This is a genomic window from Amaricoccus sp. B4 (assembly GCF_043226085.1).
In the GTDB taxonomy this organism is placed as follows: domain Bacteria; phylum Pseudomonadota; class Alphaproteobacteria; order Rhodobacterales; family Rhodobacteraceae; genus Amaricoccus.
This window is the reverse complement of record NZ_CP171225.1, coordinates 2807011-2830226: the sequence shown is the minus strand read 5'-3', so window position 1 is coordinate 2830226 and position 23216 is coordinate 2807011. Positions and strand designations below refer to the sequence as shown.

Below are 23216 nucleotides of genomic sequence, written 5' to 3'. Positions count from 1 at the left end.
ACACCGGACACGATGACCCATCTTCCGCCCCGGCTGATCCCGAGCCTCGCTGCTTTCGTCCTGCTCCTGGCCGGGGCGGCCGCGGCCGAGAGCCAGGTCGGGTGCCCGCGGCCGGACGGGCCCGTCGATCTGGTCGTCGCAATGCGCGAGGCGCCGCCCTTCATCGTCGAGGACGAGATCCGCGGCCAGCGGGGCTTTGCCTTCGATGTCTGGGCGAGCGTGGAGAAGGAGCTGCGCGCGGCGGGGCTCATCGGTTCGAGCGCGCTTGTCGAGTGCCCGCTCGGGGCGCAGCTTGCGGGGCTCGCCGATGGCAGCGTCGATGTGGTGATCTCGCCGCTCACCATCACCGCCGACCGTCTCGCGAGCTTCGATTTCAGCCACCAGTATCTGAGCTCGGGCACCACGGTGGCGCAGCGCGCGAATTCGGCGATCAACTTCCGCTATGCCGCGGACATCCTGCGCCAGACGCTCGGGCATCCGAGCGTGCAGGTGGCGATCGTGGCCTTTCTCGCGGCGAACCTGCTGCTCGCCGGGCTGATGTCCTGGGCGCTGCGGCAGCATTCAGATTTCGGCGAGATCAGCCGGGAGCCGCGGCCGGTGCGCCTGCTGCGCTACGGGGTCGAGGCGGTGATCCGCACCATCGGGCTGCGCGGGCTTGGCGACGGGCTCCGGGCCACCTCGACGACCATGCTCGAGATCTTCATGGCGGTGGTTGGCACGATCCTCTCGGCGACGATCTTCGGGATGCTCACGAGCGCGCTCGTCGGCTCGATCGGCGGCAGCCGCACGGTGACGCTCGCGGAGCTCCCGACGCTCCGGGTCGCGACGCTGGAGCAATCGACCTCGGCGCAGTTTCTCGACGGGCTCGCGCGCGGCAGGGCGGCCGAGGAAGGCACGCCGCGCACCCTCAAGCTCTCGCTCGCGCGCCGGAAGGCCGACAGCGCGCCGGCGCTTGACGGAGCGAGCGGAGCGGGAGCCACCCATTGCCTGCCGCCCGAGGCGGCCTCCGCAACCGATCTCTGCCTCGCGATGCCAAGCTGGGAGGCGGCGATGAATGCGCTCGCCGCCGGCCAGGTCGATGCCGTCTTCGGCGACTGGGCCCAGCTCAGCTATCTCGCCCGCCTGCCCGCCTACAGCGATGCGCTCACCGTCCAGGATACCGCCTTCTGGAACGAGCCCTACGGCTGGGGACTGTCGCGGGATCTCGCCCCCGAGATCCGTACCGCGATCGATCGTGCGCTCATCCGCCGGCTGCGCAGCCCGGAATGGCGCGTTCTCGTCCAGGAATACATGGGAGACGGCGCGATCTCGCCGAACTGAACCGCATGAGAGACCCCCTGCCCCGGAGCCCGGATCCCGCCGCCGACGCCACCCCTGACGCGGCGCATCAGACGCACCCGGCGCGGCAATCCACCTCGAACCTCCTGCAGTACGAGCATTACTTCTCGTCCGGGAGCTATGACCGACGGTACCCGGCGCCGAACGCGCGGATGCTCAGGCTCGCCCGCACGCTGCTGCCGCCCGCGGGCCATCTCATCGATTTCGGCTGCGGCAGCGGGCGCTATCTGCTCGCGCTCCGCGAGCGGGCGCGCCTGGTGGCGGGCTTCGACATCTGCCACGCGGCCCTCGGCTGCCTGCGGCACAACGTGATGGCGCATCCGCGCGGCGTGCCGGTGCATATTCTCGGGCCCGACCCGGAAAGCCTCGAGCGGCATGTGGCCCGTCACGGCGGCGCGGATCTGGTGCTTTGCCTCTTCGGGGTGCTCTCCCATGTCGAGGGACGCCGGGCCCGGCGCGAGATGCTCCGGAGGCTCGCCGGTCTGCTCCGGCCGGGGACCGGCCGGATCCTGCTGTCGGTGCCGAACCGGCACCGGCGTTTCCGGCGCGAACAGCGGCTGGCGGAGCCCGGCACCGAGGAGATCCGCTATCTCCGGCAGGTCGAGGGCGGCACGATCGAGCTGTCCTACCGCCTGTTCGACCCGGAAAGCCTTGCCGAGGAGCTGGCCGAGGCCGGGCTCGAGATCGAGCGGATCGGCGCCGAGAGCCTGCTGCCCGAGGCGCAGGTGGCCGGATCGCGCCATCTCCGCGGCCTCGATGCCCGCATCGCGCCGCATATCCCGGCGCGGCTCGGCTACGGCCTCGCCGCCGTGGTGCGGCCCTGCGCCACGGCCCCGGAGGGCACGGCGACGTGAGACGGCCCGCCCTTCTCCTGCGCCTTGCCGCCCTCCTCGTGCTGAGCGCGGGCCCGACGGCGGTGGCGGCGGCGGATGCGGCCCCCGAGGAGGACGGGCGGCTCGCGCGGATCCTCGAGCGCGGGCGGCTCATTGTCGGGGTGAAGAGCGACTATCCGCCCTGGGGCATGGTGGCCGAGGACGGCGCCATCGTCGGGCTCGAACCCGATCTCGCGCAGGATCTGGCGGACCGCATCGGCGTCGGGCTCGAGCTCGTGCCGGTGACGAGCGCGAACCGTCTCTCACGGCTGAACCAGGGGGTGATCGATGTCGCGATCGCCACGATCGGCGACACGGAAGAGCGGCAGAAGAGCGCCGACCTCCTGCGCCCGCACTATTACGCCAGCGGCGTGACGCTGCTCGCGCCGAAGGGCTCGCCCTTCACCGACTGGGGCCAGCTCCGCGGGCGGCCAGTCTGTCTTACCGACGGCGCCTATTTCAACCGGGCCCTGGTCGAGCGCTACCTGATCCGGCCGGTGGTCTTCTCGGGCCTGCGTGACGCGCTGCTCGCGCTGCGCGACGGGCGCTGTGCCGGCATGGCCTTCGACGACACGGTGCTCTCGCAGACCCTCGGCGATCCGCAATGGGCGGGCTATCACCTCGCGACCCCGAGCATCCTCTCGACCCCCTGGGCGGTGGCGGTGCAGACCGGGGAAGGCGGGCGCGGTCTCGGCCGGCTGGTCGAGGAGGCGGTGGCCGACTGGCACCGGAGCGGCCGGATCATCGCGCTGCAGGCCAGGTGGGGCCTGCCGCCCAGCGCGTTTCTCGCAGCCTTCCACGACACCTGGAGCGCGGAGGCGGACGGGCGGCCGATCTGCGCGCGGACCGCGGCGGGCGCCTGGCCCGAGGCCTGTCTCGGCGGCGGCGGGATCCGCATCGCGGGGCTCGGCGGGGAACTTCCCGGCTGGGCCGCGCGGCTCCGCGCCGCAACCGGGCTCGATCTCTCGCCCGCCTTCGACCGGATCGACCGGGCGCGGCTCCTGCGCGGCATCGGGCTCACGCTCGCGCTCAGCCTCGTTGCCATCGCGGGGTCGCTGACGGTCGGGATCTGTCTGGCGCTGGCCGATGCGACGCTGCGGCGCGGCGCGGCGCTGGCGGCGGTTCTTGCCCATCCGATCCGCGGCTTCGTCGTGCTGGTGCGCATGACGCCACCGATCCTGCAGCTCTACATCCTCTTCTTCGGGCTTGGTGGCTATCTCGCCGCGACCCACGGCTTCACGCCCGGGAGCTTTGTCATCGCGAGCCTCGTGCTCTCCTTCTATGCGGGCGGCACCAACACGGTGATCCTGCGCGCGGCCCTCGGCCATCTCGCGGTCGAGCGGCCGGGCGTGCCTCCGCTGCGGCTGCTGCCGGAGGCGATCGAGCGGAGCTACGAGGGGCTGGTCTCGACCTCGGTCAACATCGTCAAGGCGGCGGGGCTCGCGAGCACCATTGCGCTGCCCGAGACGATCTCGGTCGTCAACAGCATCATCGCCGAGGGGGGTGACGCCACCACGATGATGAACCTGCTTCTGGTCTTCTATTTCGTGTTCGTGCTGGCCGTGCTCGGCCTCCTGCGCGCGGCGCGGGGGATGGTGATGCGATGGATCTGACGGAGATGACAGGCCGGGTGCTCGGCTGGACGCCCTATCTGGCCGGAGGGTTCGTGACCAACCTGATGATCGCCGCCGTCTCGATGGCGCTCGGGACAGTGCTCGGCGCGGGGCTGGCGCTGGCGCGCTCGGGGAACGGGCGGCGGCTGCGCTGGCCCGCCGAGCTGCTCACGAGCCTCTGCCGCAACGTGCCGAGCTTCGTGCTGCTCTTCTATGTGGCCTTCGCGATCCCGGTCGAGATCGACTGGGGCGGGCGGGTGGTGGCGCTGCCGCTCTGGATCAAGGCGGCGCTCGCCCTCACCATTCCGGTGATCGGCTTTGCCTCGGATCAGACGCTCGGGCTGCGGCGGCAGCTGGCGCGCGGGGTCGCCTCGGCCCGGGCGACCTGGGTGACCTCCTGGCTCCAGTATTTCCTCATCATCGTCATGGCCTCGGCGACCGCCTCGGTGATCGGCGCCGACGAGATCGTCGGGCGGGCCAACCGGGTGATCGCGACCGACGAGAGCCCGGCCTTTCTGGTGATCGTCTATCTCTATGTCTCGCTCTGGTTCCTGACCGCGGGTCTTGCGCTCTCGGCGGCGACGGGCTGGCTCGCGCGGCACCGGGCCGTGGCGGGCCGCCGTGCGGCGGGCAAACCGGCGGAGGCTGCGACATGAAGGCTCGTATCGGTGCGCTCCTTGGCGTTCTGCTTCTCTGCGCGGGGTGCGGCTTCTTCAAGAAAGACGATGCGGAGGAGGCGCCGCCGCCGGACGCCTGCCCGCGGGTCGATCCGGCCAAGCGCGTGCTGACCGGGGCGGCGGTGCGCCAGCCGCAGGGCGTGGCGCAGTTCGACCTCCTGAGGATCGACGGCAAGGCGCATCGCTCCGGTGCGCTCGCCCGCATCCGGCTCGACGAGAGCGACACGTTCAAGGCCCGCTCCGATGGCAAGGGCGGCTTCACCGGGCGGCGGGGGGCCAGGGCCACGCCGGTCGCGGGGGTTGCCGCGGCGGCGAAGGATTTCGAGGCGCTGTCGCTCGACTACACGCTGAAGAAGGTCGGCTACACGGCGGAGGCGGCCATCGGCGCGCCGACGCGGGCCGCGAAGGTCGCGACCACCGGGCAGGCGCGCTATTCCGGCCCGGTTCGGCTCACGCTGCAGAACCTCGGCGCGGAGGATGCCGGCACGCCGCTCGAGGTCACCGGCACGGTGAGCCTCGATGTGCTCTTCGGTTCGCGGCTGGTGGATGCGAATTTCACCGGGCTCAAGGCGGCGGGGGCCGACCTGCCCTTCGACAGCCTGGTCTGGAGCGGCATCGGGCTCTGCAACACCCGCGTCGCGACAAGCGGCCAAGGGCGGTTCCAGACCCGGAACGGCGACGGCCGGGCGGTGAACTTCACCGGATCGGGCGCGGGCGCACCCGCGGGCGCCGCGGTGCTCGACGCAACGCTCTACGGGTTCGACGAGGCAGCCGGACTGCCGGCGGAGATTGGCGGCGTGCTGCTGATCCAGGGCGACAGCGGCATCATCTCGGGCATTTTCGCCGCGGATCTCCGGCCCGCCGCGCCGGCACCCGCGCAATGACTTGCATGCACCCCGGAGAAAGGAGCTATACTACAGGTTGAATAACGCATGACAGAAGTCGCGTAAAAGAAACCATCCCGTGCAGAAGCCGGAGATTCCATGAGAACGCCCCTCCCCCGCACAGGCCGTCGCGGTCGCCGCGCCGGCGGTAGCGCATGACGGAAGCGATCCTTCCGCATCGCATCACCGACGGCACGGCCCGTGACCGCCGCCTCGCGCCTGCGCTGGCCGAAGGCTATGTGCGCCCGGCGGAGCGCAGCCTTTCCGATCATCTCGCCCTTCTCGCCGCCATCGCCGGGCAGATCCGCTTCCACGACGCGGCCAACCGCCCGGCCGGGACCTGGGCGAAGCTCTTCGCGCAGGAGCCCGCCGCGATGATGTCGGAACTGCTCGCGCTCGGCCCGGAGGATGCGCGCGCGCGGTTTGCCGAACGCGCGGCCTGCGACCCGGAGGGCGCGGCGCGCGAGCTGCGCGATCTGGCGCGCCGGGTCTCGCTCTGGCTCGGCCGCGCGGCGAGCCGGGGTCGCGACCGGTTCGGCGCGCAGATCGACGCGATCGCCGCGCGGCCCGAGCTTCTGCGGCTGGTCGAGACGCTGGCGGCCGCGGAGGAGACCACGCCGGAGCGGCTGGCCGAGCTGACCCGCGAGAGCCTTGCCGCCGGGAGGCGGCCTGCGGCCGATGCCATCGGACGGGCCCGCGCGGCGCGGCAGGCGCTGCTCGATGCGCAGGAGCAACTTCTCAACATCGTTGCCGCCCTGAGGCCCATGGTCGAAGAGACGCTCGATGTCCGCCTCGGCTCGGGCCGGATCGACCCGGCGCTTGGCCTGCTGCTGGCGAATGTCGGCATGCTCGAGGAGGTCGAGGCGGTGGTGAACCGCTTCACCTCGCGTCACACCGCCTTCTACTACCGCGAGGTGCTGGGGCTCGCGCCCCGGCCCGCGGGCGCGGAAGCGGCGCATCTGCGCTTCGCGCCCGGTGCGCTGCCGATCCATCTGCCGGCGGGAACGGAGCTCGTCGCCCGCATGACGGGCGTGCCGGAGCCCGCGCGGTTCCGGCTGAGCGAGGGACTGCGCGTGGCGCCGGTGAAGGTCGCCGAGGCGCTGGGGCTGCGCTTTCACCGCGATCCGCTGATCTCGCCGCAGGCGGCGATGGGATTCGTCTCGGGCGTGAGCCTGGCGCGCATCCCCACCGCAGGCGATGACGCCGTGCGCGCCGATCCGCCGCGGCTCTTCGGGGCCGGGGGCGGCGCGCCGGCGGACATGGGGCTCGAGATCGCGAGCCCGATGCTGCGCCTCGCGGGCGGGCGGCGACGGATCGAGCTCCGCCTCGTGCTCACCCGGCGGGGCGATGCGGAGGCCACGCGGGCGGGCGCCGGAGCGACGCATGAGGCGGTTCTTGCCGAGCTGCAGGCCGACCCGGCCCTCGCCGCGCTCTTCGGCCTCGACGACCCCGACACGTCGGGGCAGATCCTGGCCGAATGGCGCGCAGCCCTCGGGGGGGCGGAGGGCACGCCAGCCGCGCAGCTCCATCATGCGCTGCTCCTCCATGCCGCCGCACCCGCGCAGGTCGAGGCGATCTATGGCCGGGTGGTCCGGGCGGGCCTCGTCGAGGGCACGCCCTGGCCCGCCGGGGATTTCCGCAAGGCCCTCCTCTCCGGCATCGAGGCCCATCTCGGCGGGCCGGAGGTGGCGCGTGTGGCGGCACGGATCTTCGATCACGGCCGCGACGAGGTGTTCCAGACCCTGCTTCACGATGCCTTCGAGGTGACGCTCTCCGCCGAGACCGGGCCGCTTGCCGTCGGCGCGGCGCGGATCGCGCCGAATGCGGCGGAGGACGGACCGGGCTTCACGCTTTCGCTTCAGCTCGACGAGGCCGCGCCCGCGATCGTGCCGCCGCCCGGCGCCGCGGCGCCGGTGCTCGGGCTCCGGATGGCACCGCACGGGCGTTTCTGCCCCTTCTCGCTCTTCGAGCCCTATGCGCTCGAGAGCATCGTGATCGAGACCCGCGTCGAGGGGCTTACGCGGCTGACGGCGTTTTCCGATGACGGGCCGCTCAACATGGCCCAGCCCGTGCTGCCCTTCGGGGCGCGGCCGAAGGACGGCGCGGCCTTCCTCGTCGGCGCCCCGGAGCTCGCGGCCAAACCGGTACTGCGGGTGGGGCTCGACGTGGTCTGGTCCGACCTGCCCTCCGATCCGGGCGGTTTCGAGGATTATTACCGGAGCTACGGCGAAACCTTCCATGCGCCAGATCCGAAGGTCGGGCTTGCCTATCTCGCGGGGGACGGCTGGCGCGACCTGCCGGGAGGTCAATCGCATCCGATGGTCGGGCGCATCGCGCCGGGCGGACCACTCCGGGCGCGGCAGCGCTTCGAGGGCAGCGTGCCCGGCCGGGTGCTGCCGCCGCGGACCGGGATCACGGCGGAGGATTTCCGGCAACGCTCGACGATCCGGGCCGGGCTCTTCGGGCTCACGCTCGACTGCCCGGGCGACGCCTTCGGGCACGAGGCCTATCCGGCGGCGCTCGCCGAGGCGATGCGGCCGGGTTTCCTGCGCACGCGGCGGCGCAGGATCCCGCCGGCGCCCTGGACGCCGCGGATCGCCTCGGCCGCGCTCGACTATGCCGCGCGCGACACGATCCTGCTCGGCACGCCGCAGGCCGCGCGCCCCGGCGAGCGCGTGGTGCAGATCGGGCCCTTCGGGCGGCAGGAGATCTTTCCGGCCCGGAGCCGGCCCGGCATGGGCCTGTTCCCGGCCCGGCTCGCCGACGGCACGCTCTTTCTCCGGGTCGCGGGGCCGACCGCCACCGGCCCGGTCTCGCTGCTCTTCGAGATGGCGCAGGGAAGCCATCGGCGGCGGAGCTTCCGCCCCGAGCCGGTGCGCTGGCACTATCTCACCGCCTCGGGCTGGCAGCCGCTGCCAAGCTGGAGCCTTGCGACCGACACGACCGACGGGCTGATGCGCACCGGGATCGTCACCATCGACGTGCCGGACGAGGACGTGGTGCTGTCGGGCGGCGAGATGCCGGGCGAGGGCGTCTGGCTCGCGGTATCGGCCGATCGCCATCTCGATGCCTTCCCGCGGCTGGCCTCGCTCGGCGCGAACGGAGCCAGGGCCGAGCGCATCGGGCTCCCCGAGGCGGATGCGCCTGCGCTCCCGCTGCGCTGGTCGCTCGACCCGCCGGTGGCCGGGCTCGGCGCGATCGCGCAGGTGGGCGCCACCCTCGGCGGCACGCCGCCCGAAACAGATCCGGCCTTCCGTGCCCGGGTGAGCGAGCGGCTGCGCCACCGGGCCCGGGCGGTGACCGCCTGGGATGTGGAGCGGCTGGTGCTCGATGCCTTTCCCGAGGTCTGGAAGGCGAAATGCCTGCCCGCCTATGACCAACGGCTGCGCGCGCCGCGAGCGGGGGCGATGACCGTCGTCGTCGTGCCGGCAGCCCCGGAGGATGCGGCGGCCGTGCCCTCGCGGCCCGCGATGTTCGACGTGCTGACGCTGCGGCGGATCGAGCGCTTCCTTGCCGGGCGGCTCTCGGCCTTTGCCGAGGCGGAGGTGCGCAATCCGGGCTACGAGCGGTTGCAGGTGCGCGCCAAGGTAGGCTTCACCGCCGGGTCGGACGAGAGCGGCACCGCGCTCCGCCGCCTCAAGCTCGACATCTCGCGCTTCCTGAGCGTCTGGACGGCGGAGGCGCCGATGGACGGCTTCGGCTGGTCGCTCAATCTCAACGACGTGGCGGCCTTCGTGACCGGGCTCGACTATGTCCGGTTCCTCACCGAGTTCTCGATCCTCCAGCTCGTCGCGGACGATGCCGGCCAGCACCGGCTCCACGACACGGCGCGAAGCGGCGGGGGCGGCGACGAGGCGGGCAACGGCGCGGCGATCCTGGCGGCCCGCGAGCCCTGGGGGCTGGCGCTGCCGATGGCCGATCACTGGATCACCCCGCTCTTCGAGCGGCGGAGCGAGACACCGCGGGTCACGGGCATCGGCGGGCTCGCCATCGGCGAGACGCTCGTCGTCGACATGAGGGAGACGGCATGAGCAAGCGGGACCGCCCGACACTGAAGAAGTTCTTCCGCGACGGGGCGCTGCCCACCGCGGAGCATTACGGCGACTTCATCGATTCGATGGTCAACCGGATCGACGACGGCTTCGACAAGACCGAGCAGGACGGGTTGCGCATCGCCTCGATCGGGGCCTCGCCCACGCTGGTGAGCTTCTACAACGGCGGCGGCGCGGCCGAAGCGGCCTGGTCGATCCGGCATGCGGGCACCCCCGGGACATTGCATTTCACCCATGCCCGCGCCCCTGTGGCCGACATGGTTGCGGAGCCCTCCGGGCCGGAGGGCGATCCGCCACCCGGCCTTGCGCTGAGCGGGCTCGGGCGGGTGGGCGTCAATGTCGCCGATCCCGACTGGCGGCTCGATATCGACGGGGTGGCGCGGATGCGTGGGAGGATCGGCCATCCCGGGCCGCAGCCCAAGGTACCCGCCGACGGACGCTGGCACGACATCACCGGGCATCTGACCGGCTGCAACGCCTTCGAGATCATGGCCGGTGCGGGCGGCCCGACGGGGCGCGGGCGCTATGCCCTGATGCATGCCATCGCGCTCAACGCCTACAACCCGCGCAACCCGGTGCTGAACTGGCTCTTCCGCCGCCGGCCGATCCGGCGGCAGAATGCGATGTTCGGGAGCTTCGCCGACCGGCTGCGTCTGCGCTGGACCGGCACGAGCCGCGACTACCGGCTGCAGATCCGCACCAATTCGAACTTCGGGCCGGGCATCGTCATCCGCTATTACGTGACACGGCTCTGGTTCGATACCGCGATGCAGGGCTCGCGCTCCGAGATCCTGCGCGACGAGGACGTGTCGTGAGGGGCGCGGGATCGGGGCCCCATGGCTGAGACGCCGGACTTCATCGCGCTGCGCCGCAAGGGCATCGCGCGGGCCCAGGCGCTCTCGCGCGAGGTCTGGACCGACTTCAACCTCCACGATCCGGGCGTGACCCTCATCGAGGAAGTGGCCTATGCGCTGACCGAGCTCGGCTATCGCGCGGAGTTTCCGGTCGCGGATCTGCTCGCGCGCGAGGATGGGCCGGCGGATCTTGCGCGCCTCGGTCTCTCCGACCCGCGCGAGGTGCTGGCGATGCGGCCGGTCTCGGCGGATGATCTTGCCCGCGCGCTGGCGGCCTCCGGCCCGTCGGTCGATCATGTGATGGTCGCTCCGGCGACCGGGGCGGACGCGGCGGGGCTCTACGACATCCATGTGATCCCGGCGGCGGAGGCCGATCCTGCGATAGCGCTGGCAACCGTGCGCGAGGCCTTCCGCGGGGTGCGCAATCTCTGCGAGGATGTCCGGGTGCTGGCGCTCGCGACCCCGGTGCCCTGCAGCCTCGAGGCGCAGATCGAGATGCGCCGCCGGCATGCGCCCGAGCGGGTCGCGGCGCTCATCTATGCCCAGTGCCGCCGGCTCATGCGCGACCGGGCGGCAAACCGGCGGGCGGTGCCGGCGACGCGGGCCGCTGTCTTCGAGGACCCGGCCCGGATGTATGGCCATTCCGGCGCGCCCGAGGGCGGGGCGGCGGCGCTCGACATCTTCTTTGCCGAGCTGGTCGGGCTCGAGGAGGTGAAGGACATCCTGACGCTCGGCTTCCGTCGCCTCGATGCGCCGGAACGCGATCCCTTCGCGCCGCTCGCACCGGGCGAGTTCCGCGAGCTGGTTCTGCCCGAGCGCGCGGAAGACGTGCGGCTCGAGCTTGTCAGCCGTGATCTCATCGTGCCCTTCGAACTCGAGGGCATGCGGATGGAGCTGGCGCGGCTCGAGGCCGACCATGTGGCGCGGCTCCGCGAGACGCTCGACGGCGCGGACTGGAGCGCGCGGCCCGCGGGCCGCAAGCGCCGGTTCGCCCACCTGCCCGTCGGGCACGGGCTGCCCGCGGCCTATGGCGCCGGGGCGAGCCGCCTGCCCGCCTCGGCCCCGGCCCGGGCGCAGGGCGAGGCGGCACAGTTCCGGGGCTATCTCGCGCTCACCGACGCGCTGCTCGCCAATGCCGCGGCCGATCTCGAGGGGCTTGCCGACCTCTTCGCCACCGGCCTTGCGGCGCGGCAGAGCTATGCCGCGCGCCCGCTCGATTTCGGGCCGATGCCGGAGCTTGCTGCCGAGGGACCGGAGGCGGTAGCCGAGGCAGTGGCCCGGCACGATCCCTGGCACGATCGCAAGGGGCGGGTGCTCGACCATCTGCTGGCGCTTCACGGCGAGGAATACACCCAGAACACGCTCCGCCAGCATGATCTCTACCGCGGGCCCGCCGCGCGACGCGATGCCGTGCTCGAAAACCGGGTGCGGCTGCTCCGCGAGGTAGCCCGGCTCGACCGCGACCGTCCGGGAGGGTTCGACCCGGTGGCAGGGGTGGGTGCGGCGCTTTGCCGCAAGCTCGAGATCCTGCTCGATTTTCCCGACCGCAGCACGGCGCCGCTGTCGGCGCCGGTCACCCGCCTCGGGCTCCGGCTCACCGGGGACGAGGCCGAGCTCGAAAGCCTGCGCATTCCACGCGATCTGCTGCCCGAGCCCGCAAACCCCTTCGACACCATCGTGCCGCGCGATGATCGCCCCGAGCCCGCACCGCCCCGCGAGATCATCGCGCGCACGGCCTTTCTTGCAAGCGGCGCGCTCACCCCGGATCTGCTCCGGCGCGCGGTCTACGACACGGCCTATGTCCTCGCGCCGGAGGCCGACGGCGCCTGGCGGCTCTTTCTCGATCCGGGCCGCGGCGCGGCGGTCTACAACGCGGGCCGTTTCCCCGGGCGGGCGGAAGCGATCCGGCACGCCAACCGTCTGCGGCTTCTGCTCACCGACATCAACCGCCGCTCCGAGGGCGTGCATCTCGTCGAAGACATCCTGCTGAGGGGCCGCACCGGCCACTTCGCGCCGCTGAGCCTCACCCTCATACTCTCCGGCTGGACCGCGCGCACGCGCTGGGACGGGTTCCGGCGGCTGGCCGAGGAGACCGTGGCGCTGCTCTGTCCGGCACATATTGCCCACCGGGTGCTCTGGCTGGGGCATGGCGAGATGGCCGAGTTCGAGGCGCTGGAGCTCGACTGGCGCGTCGCCCTGCGCGATGCGGGCCGCGGCGGGGGCCCCTGGGCGGAGGATCTCGACCGCGCCGCCGCCGTGCTGCGCGGCTTTCTCTCCGCGCGGGGCGCATGATGCGTCGGGCCTCTTCGCCGGACGGGTCTGGCCCCGAGCCGCGGCATGTGATCGGCGATCTCGTCTTCGAGATCGCCGTCGCCGATCCGCTCGGGCCGCTCTCGGATCCCGCGCATCTCGCGCAGACACTGCGGACCGAGCTGCTTGGCGCCATCGAGGCGGCCTGCGATGCCGTTTCGGCCGAGGCGGCAGAGCCGGTCCGGGCCGGCACGATCTCGATCGATCTCGGTTCTCACCCGTCGCCCCCCGACTGGCCGCGGTTGGCCCGCGACCTTGCCGAGCGGTTGCGGCGGGAGCTCCTGCCCTATGCGCGGGAAGTGCCCTCCCCTGATCCCGAAAATCCAGCGCCCGGTGCGCCGCGGCTGGCCCCCTCCGCCGGGCAACGTCCGGCATCGAAGGCCGGAGAGAACAGCGCGGGCGGTCCTCCGGCGCGGGCAGCCGACCACGCCACGGACCATCCGGAGACGGGCACGACATCCGTTCCGGACACGGCCGCAGAGGCGGGGCAAACCGGCCAGCCCGCGCGGGACAGAGATGCGGCCCGCGCCCCGGACGACGGGCGCGCGGGCCGCGCTGCCGAGCGGGGGAAACCGGCGGCGGCAGGTCAGGGCGCATTTCAGGGAAGTTCCGCACCGGGCGCCGCGGCAGCGGCCCGCCATGGCGGTGGCGGGTCGGGCGGGGATGGCGACATCCCGGCCGGCTTCGGCGAGAGGCCGTTGCCGGCCGGCCTTCCGCTCCGGGAGGAGGTCGAGCCGACGCCGACGGGCAGGCTGGCCCATGCGAAAGGCGGCATAGAGGTTGCCGCCGCGGACGTGCCGCGCGGCGAAGATCCGGTGCGCGCACTGGCGGACGCACTTGCCGTTGGTGCGGCAGCTCCGGTTCTGGCGCAGATTGCGGCAGCCGTCGCGGCGCGTTCCGCGCCGTTCCGGGCGCAGGCACGGGATGCCGACGGCAGTACGCCCGATCCGCGCCCCGGGCCACGCGATGCGACCGCGCATGAGGCCCCGGCGCCGGGCGAGGCCGATGGCAGCTTGCCCTTCGCTCCGGTGCTTCCTGAACGCGAGACAGGTGCTGGATCCGGAGACGCGATCGCAGCGATGCCCCGCAGCGATCCGAACACCGGCCCGGAAGAAAAGGCTGTCCGGTCGGGTGTGGCAGCTTCGGGCGAGACGCGCGTTCCGCCATCCGGCGCCGCGGGCGGGGGTGATCCCGAGCCCGTGCCAGGCGAGGCCGGAACGCCCGGGCACTCTGATGTCGGGGGACCCGCGGCGGCGAAGCCGATTTCGGGTGATCCGGAACGGACCGCAGTCGCGGGGCACGCATCCGGTGCGCCCGCAGCGGCGGGTGACGGTGCGCCGCGCCCCGAGACGGCTAAGGCATCGCCCGGGCGCGGGGCGCCGCGTGCCTCGGCCGAGAACCCGAAGCAGGATCAGGGCGCAACCGTCGGATCGGACGGAAGGCCACACGCGGAGGCAGGCGCGACGGCAGCCGATGCCACGCGCGCAGCCCCCGGCCCGTCCGCAGAGACGATACATTCGGGGCCAGCGGCAGGCCACGGCGCTCCTTCAGGGCGCGCGGGCGAGGACCATGGCGCGCTCCCGACGGCCCGGGGACCGACGACACCAGCAGAGGCCACGGAGGCCGCCGAACCGATCCGCTCCGGGGCTGTCACAGGGGCGCAGGCTTCAAATTCGAGCGATCAGCCCGGCAATGCGTTTGACCCCAGTCCGGCCTCAGAGACGGCGGGCACGGACCTTGACGCACGCACGGCTGGCCGGATCGATGCGGCAGAGGCGCATGCGGCGGATATAACGACCGATCCGGCTGAGGCCGGCGGGGCCATGGAAGCGGAGCGCCGAGAGCAGGCTGGTCAGGACGGGACGGTGGCCGCACGCACTCCGGCCGGTCCTGCGGACCCCGGGCCGGCTGTATCCGGGCAGACCGCCATGGTGGCGTCGCAACAGCATGCTCCGATGGCTGCGCGAGAGCCTGGGGAGGGTCCGCTCGACGAGCGGGAGACATTGGGTCTGTCTGGTGCGACCCTTGGCCATGCGGCGCGTGAAACCCGCGCTGGCAAGGTCGCCTCCGTCCCGTCCGGTGAGGCGCCGGCCGTCGGTACGGACGGGGCTGATGCGGGCGACGGTGGCGCGGTGGCGGCACAGACGGGAGCCCGCCCGGACGCCGCCGGCGAAAGATCAGGCCCGGACACCTTGCGCGGGACCGCCGAGGGGGTGGTATACGGCATCGCGCGGCCTGAGGTGGCCGCTGCAACGGCGCAGCGCGCCGGCCAGGCCAAGGGCGGGGCTTCAGCAGGCGCCGAGGCGGCAGCGTATGGACCCCTCGGGCAGGACGCTCAGGCCCGGGCGACCTACGACTCTGGTGACGCGACGGGAGAAACCGCAGACTCCACCGCCCCGGCAAACGGCCCGGCACCGCAGCGCGCGGGCCAGGCCATGGACGGAGCTTCAGCAGGCGCCGAGGCGTCGGCGCATGGGCCCCTCGGGCAGGACACGCCGACCCGGACGGAAGACGACACTAGTGACGCGGCGGGAGATGCCGCCGGCTCCACCGCTCCGGCAAGCAGCCCGGCGCCCGCGGTGGCATCGCCTGACACGCCGGAAGTGGCGCAAGCGACCTCCCCGGCGTTGCACGTGCATGGTGCGGAGATGGAAGGCGCGGTGTGCCAGCCACCTCTAAGCAGTGCCGGTTTCGGGCAGGCATCGGGCGCTGAGGTGCGGGAGCGGATCGCATCTGCCGGCGCGGAAGCACGGGACGACGGGAGGGCGACGGCAGAGGCGGATTCCACGGCGCCGCAGGATGCTTCTCCGGCCGAACATGATCCGGCGCGCGCCGCGCCTGCGGCCGGGAAGGCCGCGCACGGGTTCCCCGACGCGGAGAGAGAGGAGACGGGTTCAGCCGCTGTGCCGGACGGACTCATCAAAGCCACGCAGTCCATGCCGCAGGCAGATACCGGACGCACCTTCCCACGGCAGGCGGCGGCGAAGGATGAAGCGGGGGCGATGCTCCCGAAAGGCGGCACGCCGAGCCACGAGGGCCCGAGCCGCCCGGCCGGCGCGGCGGGCGGAGCGCGACCGACGGACCACTCCGCGGGTGTGAAGCCTGGGATCGGCGCGACATCGCAGGCCCCGGACCCGCCCCTCGCGCCATCAGGCCGGGCGGCCGGTCCGGGCCGCGACGACCCAAACTCACCCCCCACGGCGCGCGATGCAGGCGGAGGCCGACAGGCGGAGCATTCCGGCGGCGGTGCATCGGCGCAGGTTCGAGAGGGGCATGTCGCCCCCCCGGATCGGGCAGACGATGCAGCATGGCGTGCCGCGAGCCCGCGAACCCTGCCATCCGGCGGGGCAGCAGCAGCGGCACATGACGACGGAGGTGCGGTCCGGAAGGCTGGCGATACAGGCGGAGGCCATCAGGCGGAGCATTGGGAGGGTTCGGCACCGACCGACCTTCCGGCGCGTGTCGCGCCGGCTCCGGATCGGGAAGTCGGCGCGGGAGGGCCAGCTGCCGCCCCTCTCGCGGCTTCACCGAACAAGGCAAAGCCCGGTGCGCCGGGAGAGATGCTCGCGAGATCGCCCGGAAGCCCGGAACGGGATGCGCCCGCGGCGAACGCGGAAGCGGGTGGGCATCACGCGGTGGAGCGCCCGGACGTCACTGCACTGCGCGGCGGCTGGTCCTCGGGCATTTCCGGGCCGGAAGAGGGTGCAGCCCCTCGCGATGTCGACACCCCGACGGGGAAAGATGCGCCCGTCGGGAAGCCTGATGCGCGCATATCGGCGGCCCGCGACGGTGCGCCGGGCGAAGCCCGTCCAATAACTGAGCGCGCGGCGCAACGGACTACCGCGGGGCCGGGTGCCGATGCGGGAGACGAGCTCCCGCAGCCCGGGCGGGTCTTGCTCGAGAGCTGGCGGGCGGAGCCCGGCCGGTTGGAGGCTTCGCTCCGCGGGCGGGATGCGGCGGGGCTCGCGGCGCTCCTGCGTGCGGTGCTTGCGCTTGCTGGAACGGCGGCGCCGCCGCTCGCGGAGGCGGCGGAGGCCAGAGCCCGAAGCCTGCCGCGGCCCGAGGCATTTCTCACGGCCGTGCTTGCGGCGGTTGTGGCCGGGGCGGCGGTGGATCTCGATGCCCTTGCGGAGGAGACCGGGGCCGCGACCGGACGAGAGGGCCTCTCCGGCCGCGGGACGGACTCGCAGCGGTTCGAGGCAGTGCTGACCGGCGCCGCCGAACCGGCACCGGACGCGGACCTCGCAGCCGTCGCGCTCGGCGACCCGGAGCGGCTTGCACGCCTGGTTGCGCCGCAGGCCTTCACCGCGGCGCGTCTGGCCCGCCTCGCCCGGAGCAGCCGGGCGGAGAGCCTCGCAGCCCTTGTCGAGCGCCGGAAACCCGGATTTGCGGCGCGCGAGAGCGTCGTCCTCGCGCTGCTCTGGGACTGCCTCCCCGCCGAGCTCCCGGCACAGATGCGGACACGCGCGGCTCTCTGGGACCTCACGCTGCTGGCGGCCTTTGACGCCGTGCCGGTGCAGGGCGGCCTCACGGGGCTCGCCGCGGCGGCGGTTGCGCATCTCGCGCCCGAGGCCGGAGCGCGGCGGGCGCTGGTGCGCGCGCTCGCCACACGGCTCGCGCAGGAGAAACGCGGCCATGTGGCGGCGGCGGAGCTGCTGGCGGCGCTGCGCCGACTTCCGGGCGGGCAGGCCCCGGCCGAGCCCGGCGCGGATGGCGAGACGCGGTTGCAGATCACCCGCAGCGCGGGCCTCGTTCTGCTCGCGCCCTATCTGCCGATGCTCTTCTCCCGGCTCGAGCTCCTGTCGCAGAACCGGCTGCGCGACGGCGCGGCGATAGAGATGGCGCTCGATGCGCTCCATACGCTTGCCACCGGCGACGCCGAGCTGCCGGGCGATGCGCTGCCGCTCGAACGGCTGCTCTGCGCCGTTCCCGAGGGGCTTGAGCTTCGCCCGCCCGCGCCGCTTGCCGACCCGGGCCGGCGCGCGCTGGCCGACGGGCTGCTGCGCGCGGTGATCGCCGAATGGGGCGCACTCGGACAGACGAGCCCCGACGGACTGCGCGCCGCGTTCCTCCGTCGCGACGGCCAGCTTTCGGCGCGGGAGGGTGGCCTGCGCCTCGATGTCGCGCCTGCGGCCTATGACATGCTGCTCGACCGCCTGCCCTGGAGCTTCGCTCTGGTGAAGCTGCCCTGGATGGTCGCACCGCTGCATGTGAAATGGAGGGAGCGGACATGAACGTGGCCCCTGCCGCTCCCCCGTGCACGCGGCCCCATGCCGAGGCGGCGGCGCGCGAGCTCGACTGGCTCGGCGCGGTGATCGAGGCGCGGCTCCGCGGGCATTTCCGGCCCGAGGCGGCCCCCGATCTGCCACCCGCGCCCGAAGCTCCGGGGCCCGAGACGGCGCTCGGGGCCCTCATCCGGGAGGCCGGGCTCGACGCGCGGGCGCGGCTCCTGCTTGCACTTGCGCTCGCGCCGCATCTGCGGCCCGCGCTGCTCGATCCGTTCTTCGTGCGCAATTCCGCGCTCGACCGGCCGTTCACCGAGTTCGGCGGGCAGATCCCGGCGCAGACGGGGGGCTTCCTGCCGACCGGCGAGACGGCGCTCTTCGTCATCGCCGGGACCGATCCGGTGGCACGGGCCGAGGCCGCGGCGCTGCTCGACCCGGGCCATGCACTGCGGCGGATCGGGGTTCTCCGGATGGAGCGGCCTGCGCCCGGGGCGCCGCCGCTCTCGGGGCTGCTCGCGCTCGGCCCCGACGAGATCCGGCGGCTCGCGCGCGGGGCGGCGGGAGCGCCGGAACTGCCGGAGGACTTCCCGGCCCATCGCCTGAGCACGCGGCTCGTGTGGGAGGATCTGGTGCTTGCGCCCGAAGTGCTCGACCAGATCGACCACATTGCCGCCTGGGTGAGCCACGAGAGCCGGATCCTCGGGGACTGGGGGCTCGGACGGGCGCTCGCGCCGGGCTACCGCGCGCTCTTTCACGGGCCTCCCGGCACGGGAAAGACCCTCACCGCCTCGCTGCTCGGGCAGAAGACCGGGCGGGATGTCTACCGTGTCGATCTCTCGATGATCGTCTCGAAATACATCGGCGAGACCGAAAAGAATCTTGCGGGTGTCTTCGATCAGGCGGCGCGGCACGGCTGGATCCTGTTCTTCGACGAGGCCGATGCCCTCTTCGGCACCCGCACGGCGACCTCGAGCTCGAACGACCGCTATGCCAATCAGGAGATCGCCTATCTCCTGCAGCGGATCGAGGACTGCCCCTGCCTCGTGATCCTCGCGACGAACCTGCGCGGCAACATGGACGACGCCTTCTCGCGCCGCTTCCAGTCTCTGGTGGGCTTCACCAAACCTGATGCGGGCGAACGCGAAAGGCTCTGGCGCGGGGTCCTCTCGGGCGGGGTGCCGCTTGCCGCGGATGTCTCGCCCGGCACGCTCGCGCGCGATCACGAGCTGGCCGGCGGCGCCATCATCAACGTCGTCCGTTACGCCGCCGTCAACGCGCTCCGGCGCGGCAGCGGCACCATCGCCCATTCCGACCTGATGGCAGGCATTGCCTGCGAGGCCCGCAAGGAAGGACGCACGCCATGATCCGGGCTCTGCTCATCGCTCTCGCCCTCACCGCGGCGGCCGGCACGGCCCGCGCCGAGACCGATCCGCCACCCGCGGCGCCGGAGAGCGACGGCACCTGCGCGGCCTTCGACACCCCCGATCCGGCGGCGGCCGCGACGCAGGGCGCGGCGGACCGCTCTCTCATCCAGGCGGGCTTGCGGGTCTATTTCGGCGCCGATGGCGGGTTCCTGAGCGACGGGATCATCGGGCCGGTCACCGTCTCCTTCCTCCGCAAGCTCTGCGAGACGATGCCGCTCGCCGCGGGCACCGATCCGGTTGGCGGCACGCTGGATGTCGCGCGCGAATTCGGGGCGCTCTCGAGTGCGAGCCCGGGCTGGCCGGCACGGCTCGGCGACCCGGCCCTGCTCGAGAGCACGGCAGCGGGCCCGGAATTCAACCGCGCGGCGGTGCGGCTGGCAGGCGGGCCCGCGATGGCCGCAGGCGTCTTCGGCGGGCTGAGGGAGGCCGAGGGCTGCGACGGGCTTGCGGACCACGATTTCTCGGGCGCGCGCGTTTCGCCTGCCGATCTGCAGGCGGGCCTCGCGGCGCTGGCGTCGGCCGATCCGGGCCTTGCCCCGCTGCCCCAGCCGCTCGCCGAGCCCGGGATCGGCCCGGAGACGCGGGGCGTCCTCGCCCAGGTCTGCGCGCTCTATCCGCTTAAGGGCGGGCCGGATGCCCTCGCAAGCGCCATGGCGCGCTACGGGGCGCTTGAGACCGCGGTGCCGAATGCCGTCGGGCTCCTTGGCGCGCCGGGCTTCGCCCTCTGGCTCGGCGAGGACCGCGTGGCACGGCTCGGGCGGCTCGTCGCGACCGCGCCTGCGGTGGTCCGGCTTCTGGGCGAATTCAACGGGAGCGCCACGCCGCCCAGCGCCGAGGGCCTCCCGCCGGTCTGCGCCGCGCCCTCGGACGAGGAGCGGCCGACCTACTATGCGCTGACTGCGCGGGACATGGAGGCGCTGGCGGCGCGCTCCGGCATTCAGGCGGCCCTCGCCCCGGTCACCGCCGAGCGGTTCCGGAGCCGGACGGAGCTCGCGGCCGCGGTCGGCACCGCGCTGGGGCTCGACCCGAAGGAATGCACGGCGCGGCTGGTCGAGACGATCATCGATCGGAACGAGGCGGCAAGCCTCGTCTACGATCTCGATCCCGAGGCGCTGAAGCGGCTCGCGCTGCGGCCGGAGCTTGCCGGGACGCTCGCGGCGGTCTCTGGCCTCGGGGGGCTCGAGAGCGAGACGCGCCCGGCGCTCGAGACGGCGGTCGAGGCGGCAATCCGGACGGCGGTCGGCGCCTCGGAACAGGAGGTGGCAGGCGCCGCCGCAGAGGCGGCCGCGGCGGCGGCGGAGGATGTGAGCCCCGCGCCCGACATGGCGGCCGCCGGGTTCGAGGGGCCCGAGGCGCTGGAGGCGCCGCAGGAATTCGCCATCACCGACAGCTCGCTTCTGGTGATCGAGGCCGAGGTGACCGAGAAGGCCTTCTTCGACGCGATCAATGCAACGCCCTACCGGCCGGTGCAGAGCCGCGACATGGTGCGCGCCGACATGCTGCTCGCGCTGCGCCCGGTGGTGCAGCAGCGCACCGCCGCCGCCACGGCGAGCCAGCTCGAAACGGTGATGACGACGCTCCGCACCCGCTGGCGGCTGGGTGATGCGGTGGTCGCGGCCCTCGCCGCCCGGACCGAGTTTGCAGCGATCTCGCCCGAGCTCGACGATGCGGCTCGCTTCGTCGCCCAGATCAGCTATCCCGAGGGCCGGCTCTTCGACCGCGCGATCGAGACGCTGCCCGTCACGCCCGATCCGGCGGCCGAAGCGGTCTTTGCCGAGCTTGCGCGCAAGCAGGTGGACGATCCCTACGCCCGGCGGCACATCGCGCCCATCGCCTCGGATTGCGGCTGCAACGTCACGCGCGAGAGCAACGCGCTCGTCTATGCCTTCTACCCGTTCTGGATGTTTCCCGCGGAGGCCGAGCCCCCGGTGCCGGAGGTCGATTTCGACATCGTGAGCCGCATCGCCTTCGACGGGCTCGAGCTCGACGGCACGGGCGCAGTGCATTACGCCGCGCAATGGTCGGATGCCGCGGCAACATTCGTGACCTCGGCGCACCGCCACGAGGTCGAGGCGGATCTCTCGATCCGGCTGCGCGGCTGGCGGGGCTGGAACGACGATGCGATCCGCACGGGCGTCGATGCGATCGCGGGTCTGCTCGCGCCCGCCGCCGCCGACACCCTCCTCCATTCGCCGGGGCTCTTCGGCGGGCTCGACAAGATGCTGAGCCGCAAGCCCGATGGCGTGACGCTGATTGTCGAAGGCTATGACGGAAGCCCCGCGAGCCCGCCGCCGACGACACTCCTGAGTTTCGTGCGGGCGCTCGCCGACCGCCTCGAGGCGAGCGGGCAGAGCATCAATCTCGCCTTCGACATTCCGCTTGTCGCAAGCCCGAACCAGACCGCGCCGCTCTTCCGCGACCTGCGCGGGCTCATCGTCAACACCGAGGACCCGGAGGCACGGCCAGTCGATCATCTGCTCGTCTTCCTCGAGCGGCCGACCTCGCAGGCCAAGAAGCTGCTCCGCGCCCGCATCGAAGGGAGCTTCACCGGCGAGGAGCGGATCCAGGTGCTGCGCTCGGTCATCCCGGTGGTGCCGCCCGGGGCGAATGCCGCACTCGACCACGCGCCGCCGAGTGCGGCCCCCGCCTCCGGCACCGAGGACGAGACGAGCATCAGCAATTCCTACGGCCAGTTCGACGACGACCTCGTCTATTTCCAGGACAATTTCGACGGCGTCGGGTTCTGGCCCGCCCCGGTCGCGGGCGCGGTGCTGCCCGACGGCTCGCCCGACCGGCTCGCCGAGATCGTCGCTGCGCGCTACTACACATGGGCCCCCGCCCTGGTGCCCAGATCCTATGTGCCGATGGCCCGCAGCGCCTCGGAGGGCGTCTGCCGGGTGGTCTGCCCCAACCGCATACCCTTCTACCTGCTCACGCTCGCGACCGCCGGGATCGCGGTCGGGCTCGGTGTGCTCACCTTCTACAGCGGCCGGGTGAAGAGCCTCTGCGACAGGCTGCTCTTGGTGCCGGTGCTCGCGCTCGTGGTGCTGGGCCTGCTCGGGCTGATCGCCGCCTGCGACGTGGACAGCCGCGTCTGGTCACTCGGCGCGATGGCCGCTCTCGTCGCGCTTCTGGGCGCCAGCATCATCTTCCAGTGGTATGGCCGGAGGCTCGACGGACCGATGCCCTGAGCCCGGCTCAGAGCACCTCGCCGGGGGTCTCCGAAAGCAGCGTGCCCTCGGCGAGATAGAACGGAAACACCACGTTGTGGCGGGTGTTGGTGGCCCGGATGCGGTATTCGAGCAGCACCTTGAGCCGGCCGCCGGGCGCGTCATCGACCTGCACCGCGACGCGGGCAAGCTCGATCCGGGGCTCGTAGAACATCACCGCACGCGAGATCGCGAGCTCGATCGCGGCCTCCGTCTCGGCGTTCATCGGCTCGAAGACCAGATCCTGCAGCGCGCAGCCGTAGCGCGGGTGCATCACCCGCTCGCCGGGGCGGGTGATGAAGAGGACACGAAGGCTTTCGACGATGTCCTCCTCGGCCGCCACCGGAATGAGCCGGCCGCTCGCGGCATCGAAGCGCGGCGGAAAGGACCAGCCACGGCCGAGAAAGCCCGGATCGTCGTCGTCGGTGGGGGTGCTCATCTCATCCTCCGATCATCACGGTGGGCGCGCCCAGCACGATCGAGCCGCCGTGAGCCGTGGTGTCGCCCATGCGCGCCGCAGGCTTGCCGCCGATGGTCACGGTGGCGGAGCCCTTGGCGATGGTGTCGGGCGGGCCGACACAGACAAGGCTGTCACCCACCACCGCCGCCGGCAGGCCGGCGATCAGCACGGTCGGCACGCCCGGCCCCACCACCGGTCCGCCCACATGCGGGATCGGCGGCACGCCCGGGGTCTGCATCGGGCAGGTGTGCATGTCGGTCAGTCGCGCTGCCGGGGGCATGTCCGTCTCCTTCGTCCC

13 protein-coding genes are annotated in these 23216 nt (G+C 72.7%); 11 read left to right on the top strand and 2 right to left on the bottom strand.

Annotated features, from left to right (window positions below; all coding sequences use genetic code 11):
* The first annotated feature begins 12 nt into the window (after positions 1-12).
* From ACF66B_RS13630 to ACF66B_RS13580, 11 genes are all read left to right on the top strand, one after another.
* A complete protein-coding gene (locus tag ACF66B_RS13630; RefSeq protein WP_111429151.1) occupies positions 13-1320 on the top strand; it encodes a transporter substrate-binding domain-containing protein in 1308 nt (435 codons plus the stop codon).
* 5 nt (positions 1321-1325) lie between these two features.
* Positions 1326-2192, top strand: coding sequence for a methyltransferase domain-containing protein (locus ACF66B_RS13625; protein WP_162683196.1), 867 nt, complete (start codon positions 1326-1328; stop codon positions 2190-2192).
* Positions 2189-3823 carry a transporter substrate-binding domain-containing protein gene (locus ACF66B_RS13620; protein WP_111429153.1) on the top strand — a complete coding sequence of 545 codons (1635 nt, stop codon included), beginning with the start codon at positions 2189-2191 and terminating at the stop codon, positions 3821-3823. The genes ACF66B_RS13625 and ACF66B_RS13620 overlap by 4 nt, the downstream gene beginning before the upstream one ends.
* On the top strand, positions 3814-4479 hold the full coding sequence (locus ACF66B_RS13615; RefSeq protein WP_111429154.1) for an ABC transporter permease subunit: 666 nt from the start codon (positions 3814-3816) through the stop codon (positions 4477-4479). Before ACF66B_RS13620 ends, ACF66B_RS13615 begins: the two co-directional genes overlap by 10 nt.
* Positions 4476-5384: a hypothetical protein gene (locus ACF66B_RS13610; protein ID WP_111429155.1), complete on the top strand. Its 909-nt coding sequence runs from the start codon at positions 4476-4478 to the stop codon at positions 5382-5384. Before ACF66B_RS13615 ends, ACF66B_RS13610 begins: the two co-directional genes overlap by 4 nt.
* A 155-nt stretch (positions 5385-5539) precedes the next feature.
* Entirely contained in the window at positions 5540-9415 is a 3876-nt protein-coding gene (locus ACF66B_RS13605) for a hypothetical protein (protein ID WP_111429156.1), read from the top strand.
* Complete coding sequence (locus ACF66B_RS13600; RefSeq protein WP_111429157.1) at positions 9412-10251, top strand: hypothetical protein; 840 nt, start codon at positions 9412-9414, stop codon at positions 10249-10251. The genes ACF66B_RS13605 and ACF66B_RS13600 overlap by 4 nt, the downstream gene beginning before the upstream one ends.
* A gap of 21 nt (positions 10252-10272) precedes the next feature.
* Positions 10273-12582: a hypothetical protein gene (locus ACF66B_RS13595; RefSeq protein WP_111429158.1), complete on the top strand. Its 2310-nt coding sequence runs from the start codon at positions 10273-10275 to the stop codon at positions 12580-12582.
* On the top strand, positions 12579-17834 hold the full coding sequence (locus ACF66B_RS13590) for a contractile injection system tape measure protein (RefSeq protein ID WP_162683197.1): 5256 nt from the start codon (positions 12579-12581) through the stop codon (positions 17832-17834). Before ACF66B_RS13595 ends, ACF66B_RS13590 begins: the two co-directional genes overlap by 4 nt.
* Positions 17831-19189, top strand: coding sequence for an ATP-binding protein (locus tag ACF66B_RS13585; RefSeq protein ID WP_111429160.1), 1359 nt, complete (start codon positions 17831-17833; stop codon positions 19187-19189). Before ACF66B_RS13590 ends, ACF66B_RS13585 begins: the two co-directional genes overlap by 4 nt.
* Positions 19186-22440, top strand: a complete 3255-nt coding sequence (locus tag ACF66B_RS13580) for a hypothetical protein (protein WP_111429161.1) — start codon at positions 19186-19188, stop codon at positions 22438-22440. Before ACF66B_RS13585 ends, ACF66B_RS13580 begins: the two co-directional genes overlap by 4 nt.
* A gap of 7 nt (positions 22441-22447) precedes the next feature.
* Here ACF66B_RS13580 and ACF66B_RS13575 read toward each other — a convergent pair whose 3' ends face one another.
* Positions 22448-22897, bottom strand: a complete 450-nt coding sequence (locus ACF66B_RS13575) for a GPW/gp25 family protein (protein ID WP_111429162.1) — start codon at positions 22895-22897, stop codon at positions 22448-22450.
* 1 nt (position 22898) lies between these two features.
* Positions 22899-23198: a PAAR domain-containing protein gene (locus ACF66B_RS13570; RefSeq protein WP_111429163.1), complete on the bottom strand. Its 300-nt coding sequence runs from the start codon at positions 23196-23198 to the stop codon at positions 22899-22901.
* Positions 23199-23216 lie beyond the last annotated feature (18 nt).

Bases quoted from the DNA above. Each gene is read 5' to 3' on its own strand.
- ACF66B_RS13630 (WP_111429151.1), top strand. From the start codon at position 13: ATGACCCATCTTCCGCCCCGGCTGATCCCGAGCCTCGCTGCTTTCGTC.
- ACF66B_RS13625 (WP_162683196.1), top strand. From the start codon at position 1,326: ATGAGAGACCCCCTGCCCCGGAGCCCGGATCCCGCCGCCGACGCCACC.
- ACF66B_RS13615 (WP_111429154.1), top strand. From the start codon at position 3,814: ATGGATCTGACGGAGATGACAGGCCGGGTGCTCGGCTGGACGCCCTAT.
- ACF66B_RS13610 (WP_111429155.1), top strand. From the start codon at position 4,476: ATGAAGGCTCGTATCGGTGCGCTCCTTGGCGTTCTGCTTCTCTGCGCG.
- ACF66B_RS13605 (WP_111429156.1), top strand. From the start codon at position 5,540: ATGACGGAAGCGATCCTTCCGCATCGCATCACCGACGGCACGGCCCGT.
- ACF66B_RS13600 (WP_111429157.1), top strand. From the start codon at position 9,412: ATGAGCAAGCGGGACCGCCCGACACTGAAGAAGTTCTTCCGCGACGGG.
- ACF66B_RS13595 (WP_111429158.1), top strand. From the start codon at position 10,273: ATGGCTGAGACGCCGGACTTCATCGCGCTGCGCCGCAAGGGCATCGCG.
- ACF66B_RS13590 (WP_162683197.1), top strand. From the start codon at position 12,579: ATGATGCGTCGGGCCTCTTCGCCGGACGGGTCTGGCCCCGAGCCGCGG.
- ACF66B_RS13585 (WP_111429160.1), top strand. From the start codon at position 17,831: ATGAACGTGGCCCCTGCCGCTCCCCCGTGCACGCGGCCCCATGCCGAG.
- ACF66B_RS13580 (WP_111429161.1), top strand. From the start codon at position 19,186: ATGATCCGGGCTCTGCTCATCGCTCTCGCCCTCACCGCGGCGGCCGGC.
- ACF66B_RS13575 (WP_111429162.1), bottom strand. From the start codon at position 22,897: ATGAGCACCCCCACCGACGACGACGATCCGGGCTTTCTCGGCCGTGGC.
- ACF66B_RS13570 (WP_111429163.1), bottom strand. From the start codon at position 23,198: ATGCCCCCGGCAGCGCGACTGACCGACATGCACACCTGCCCGATGCAG.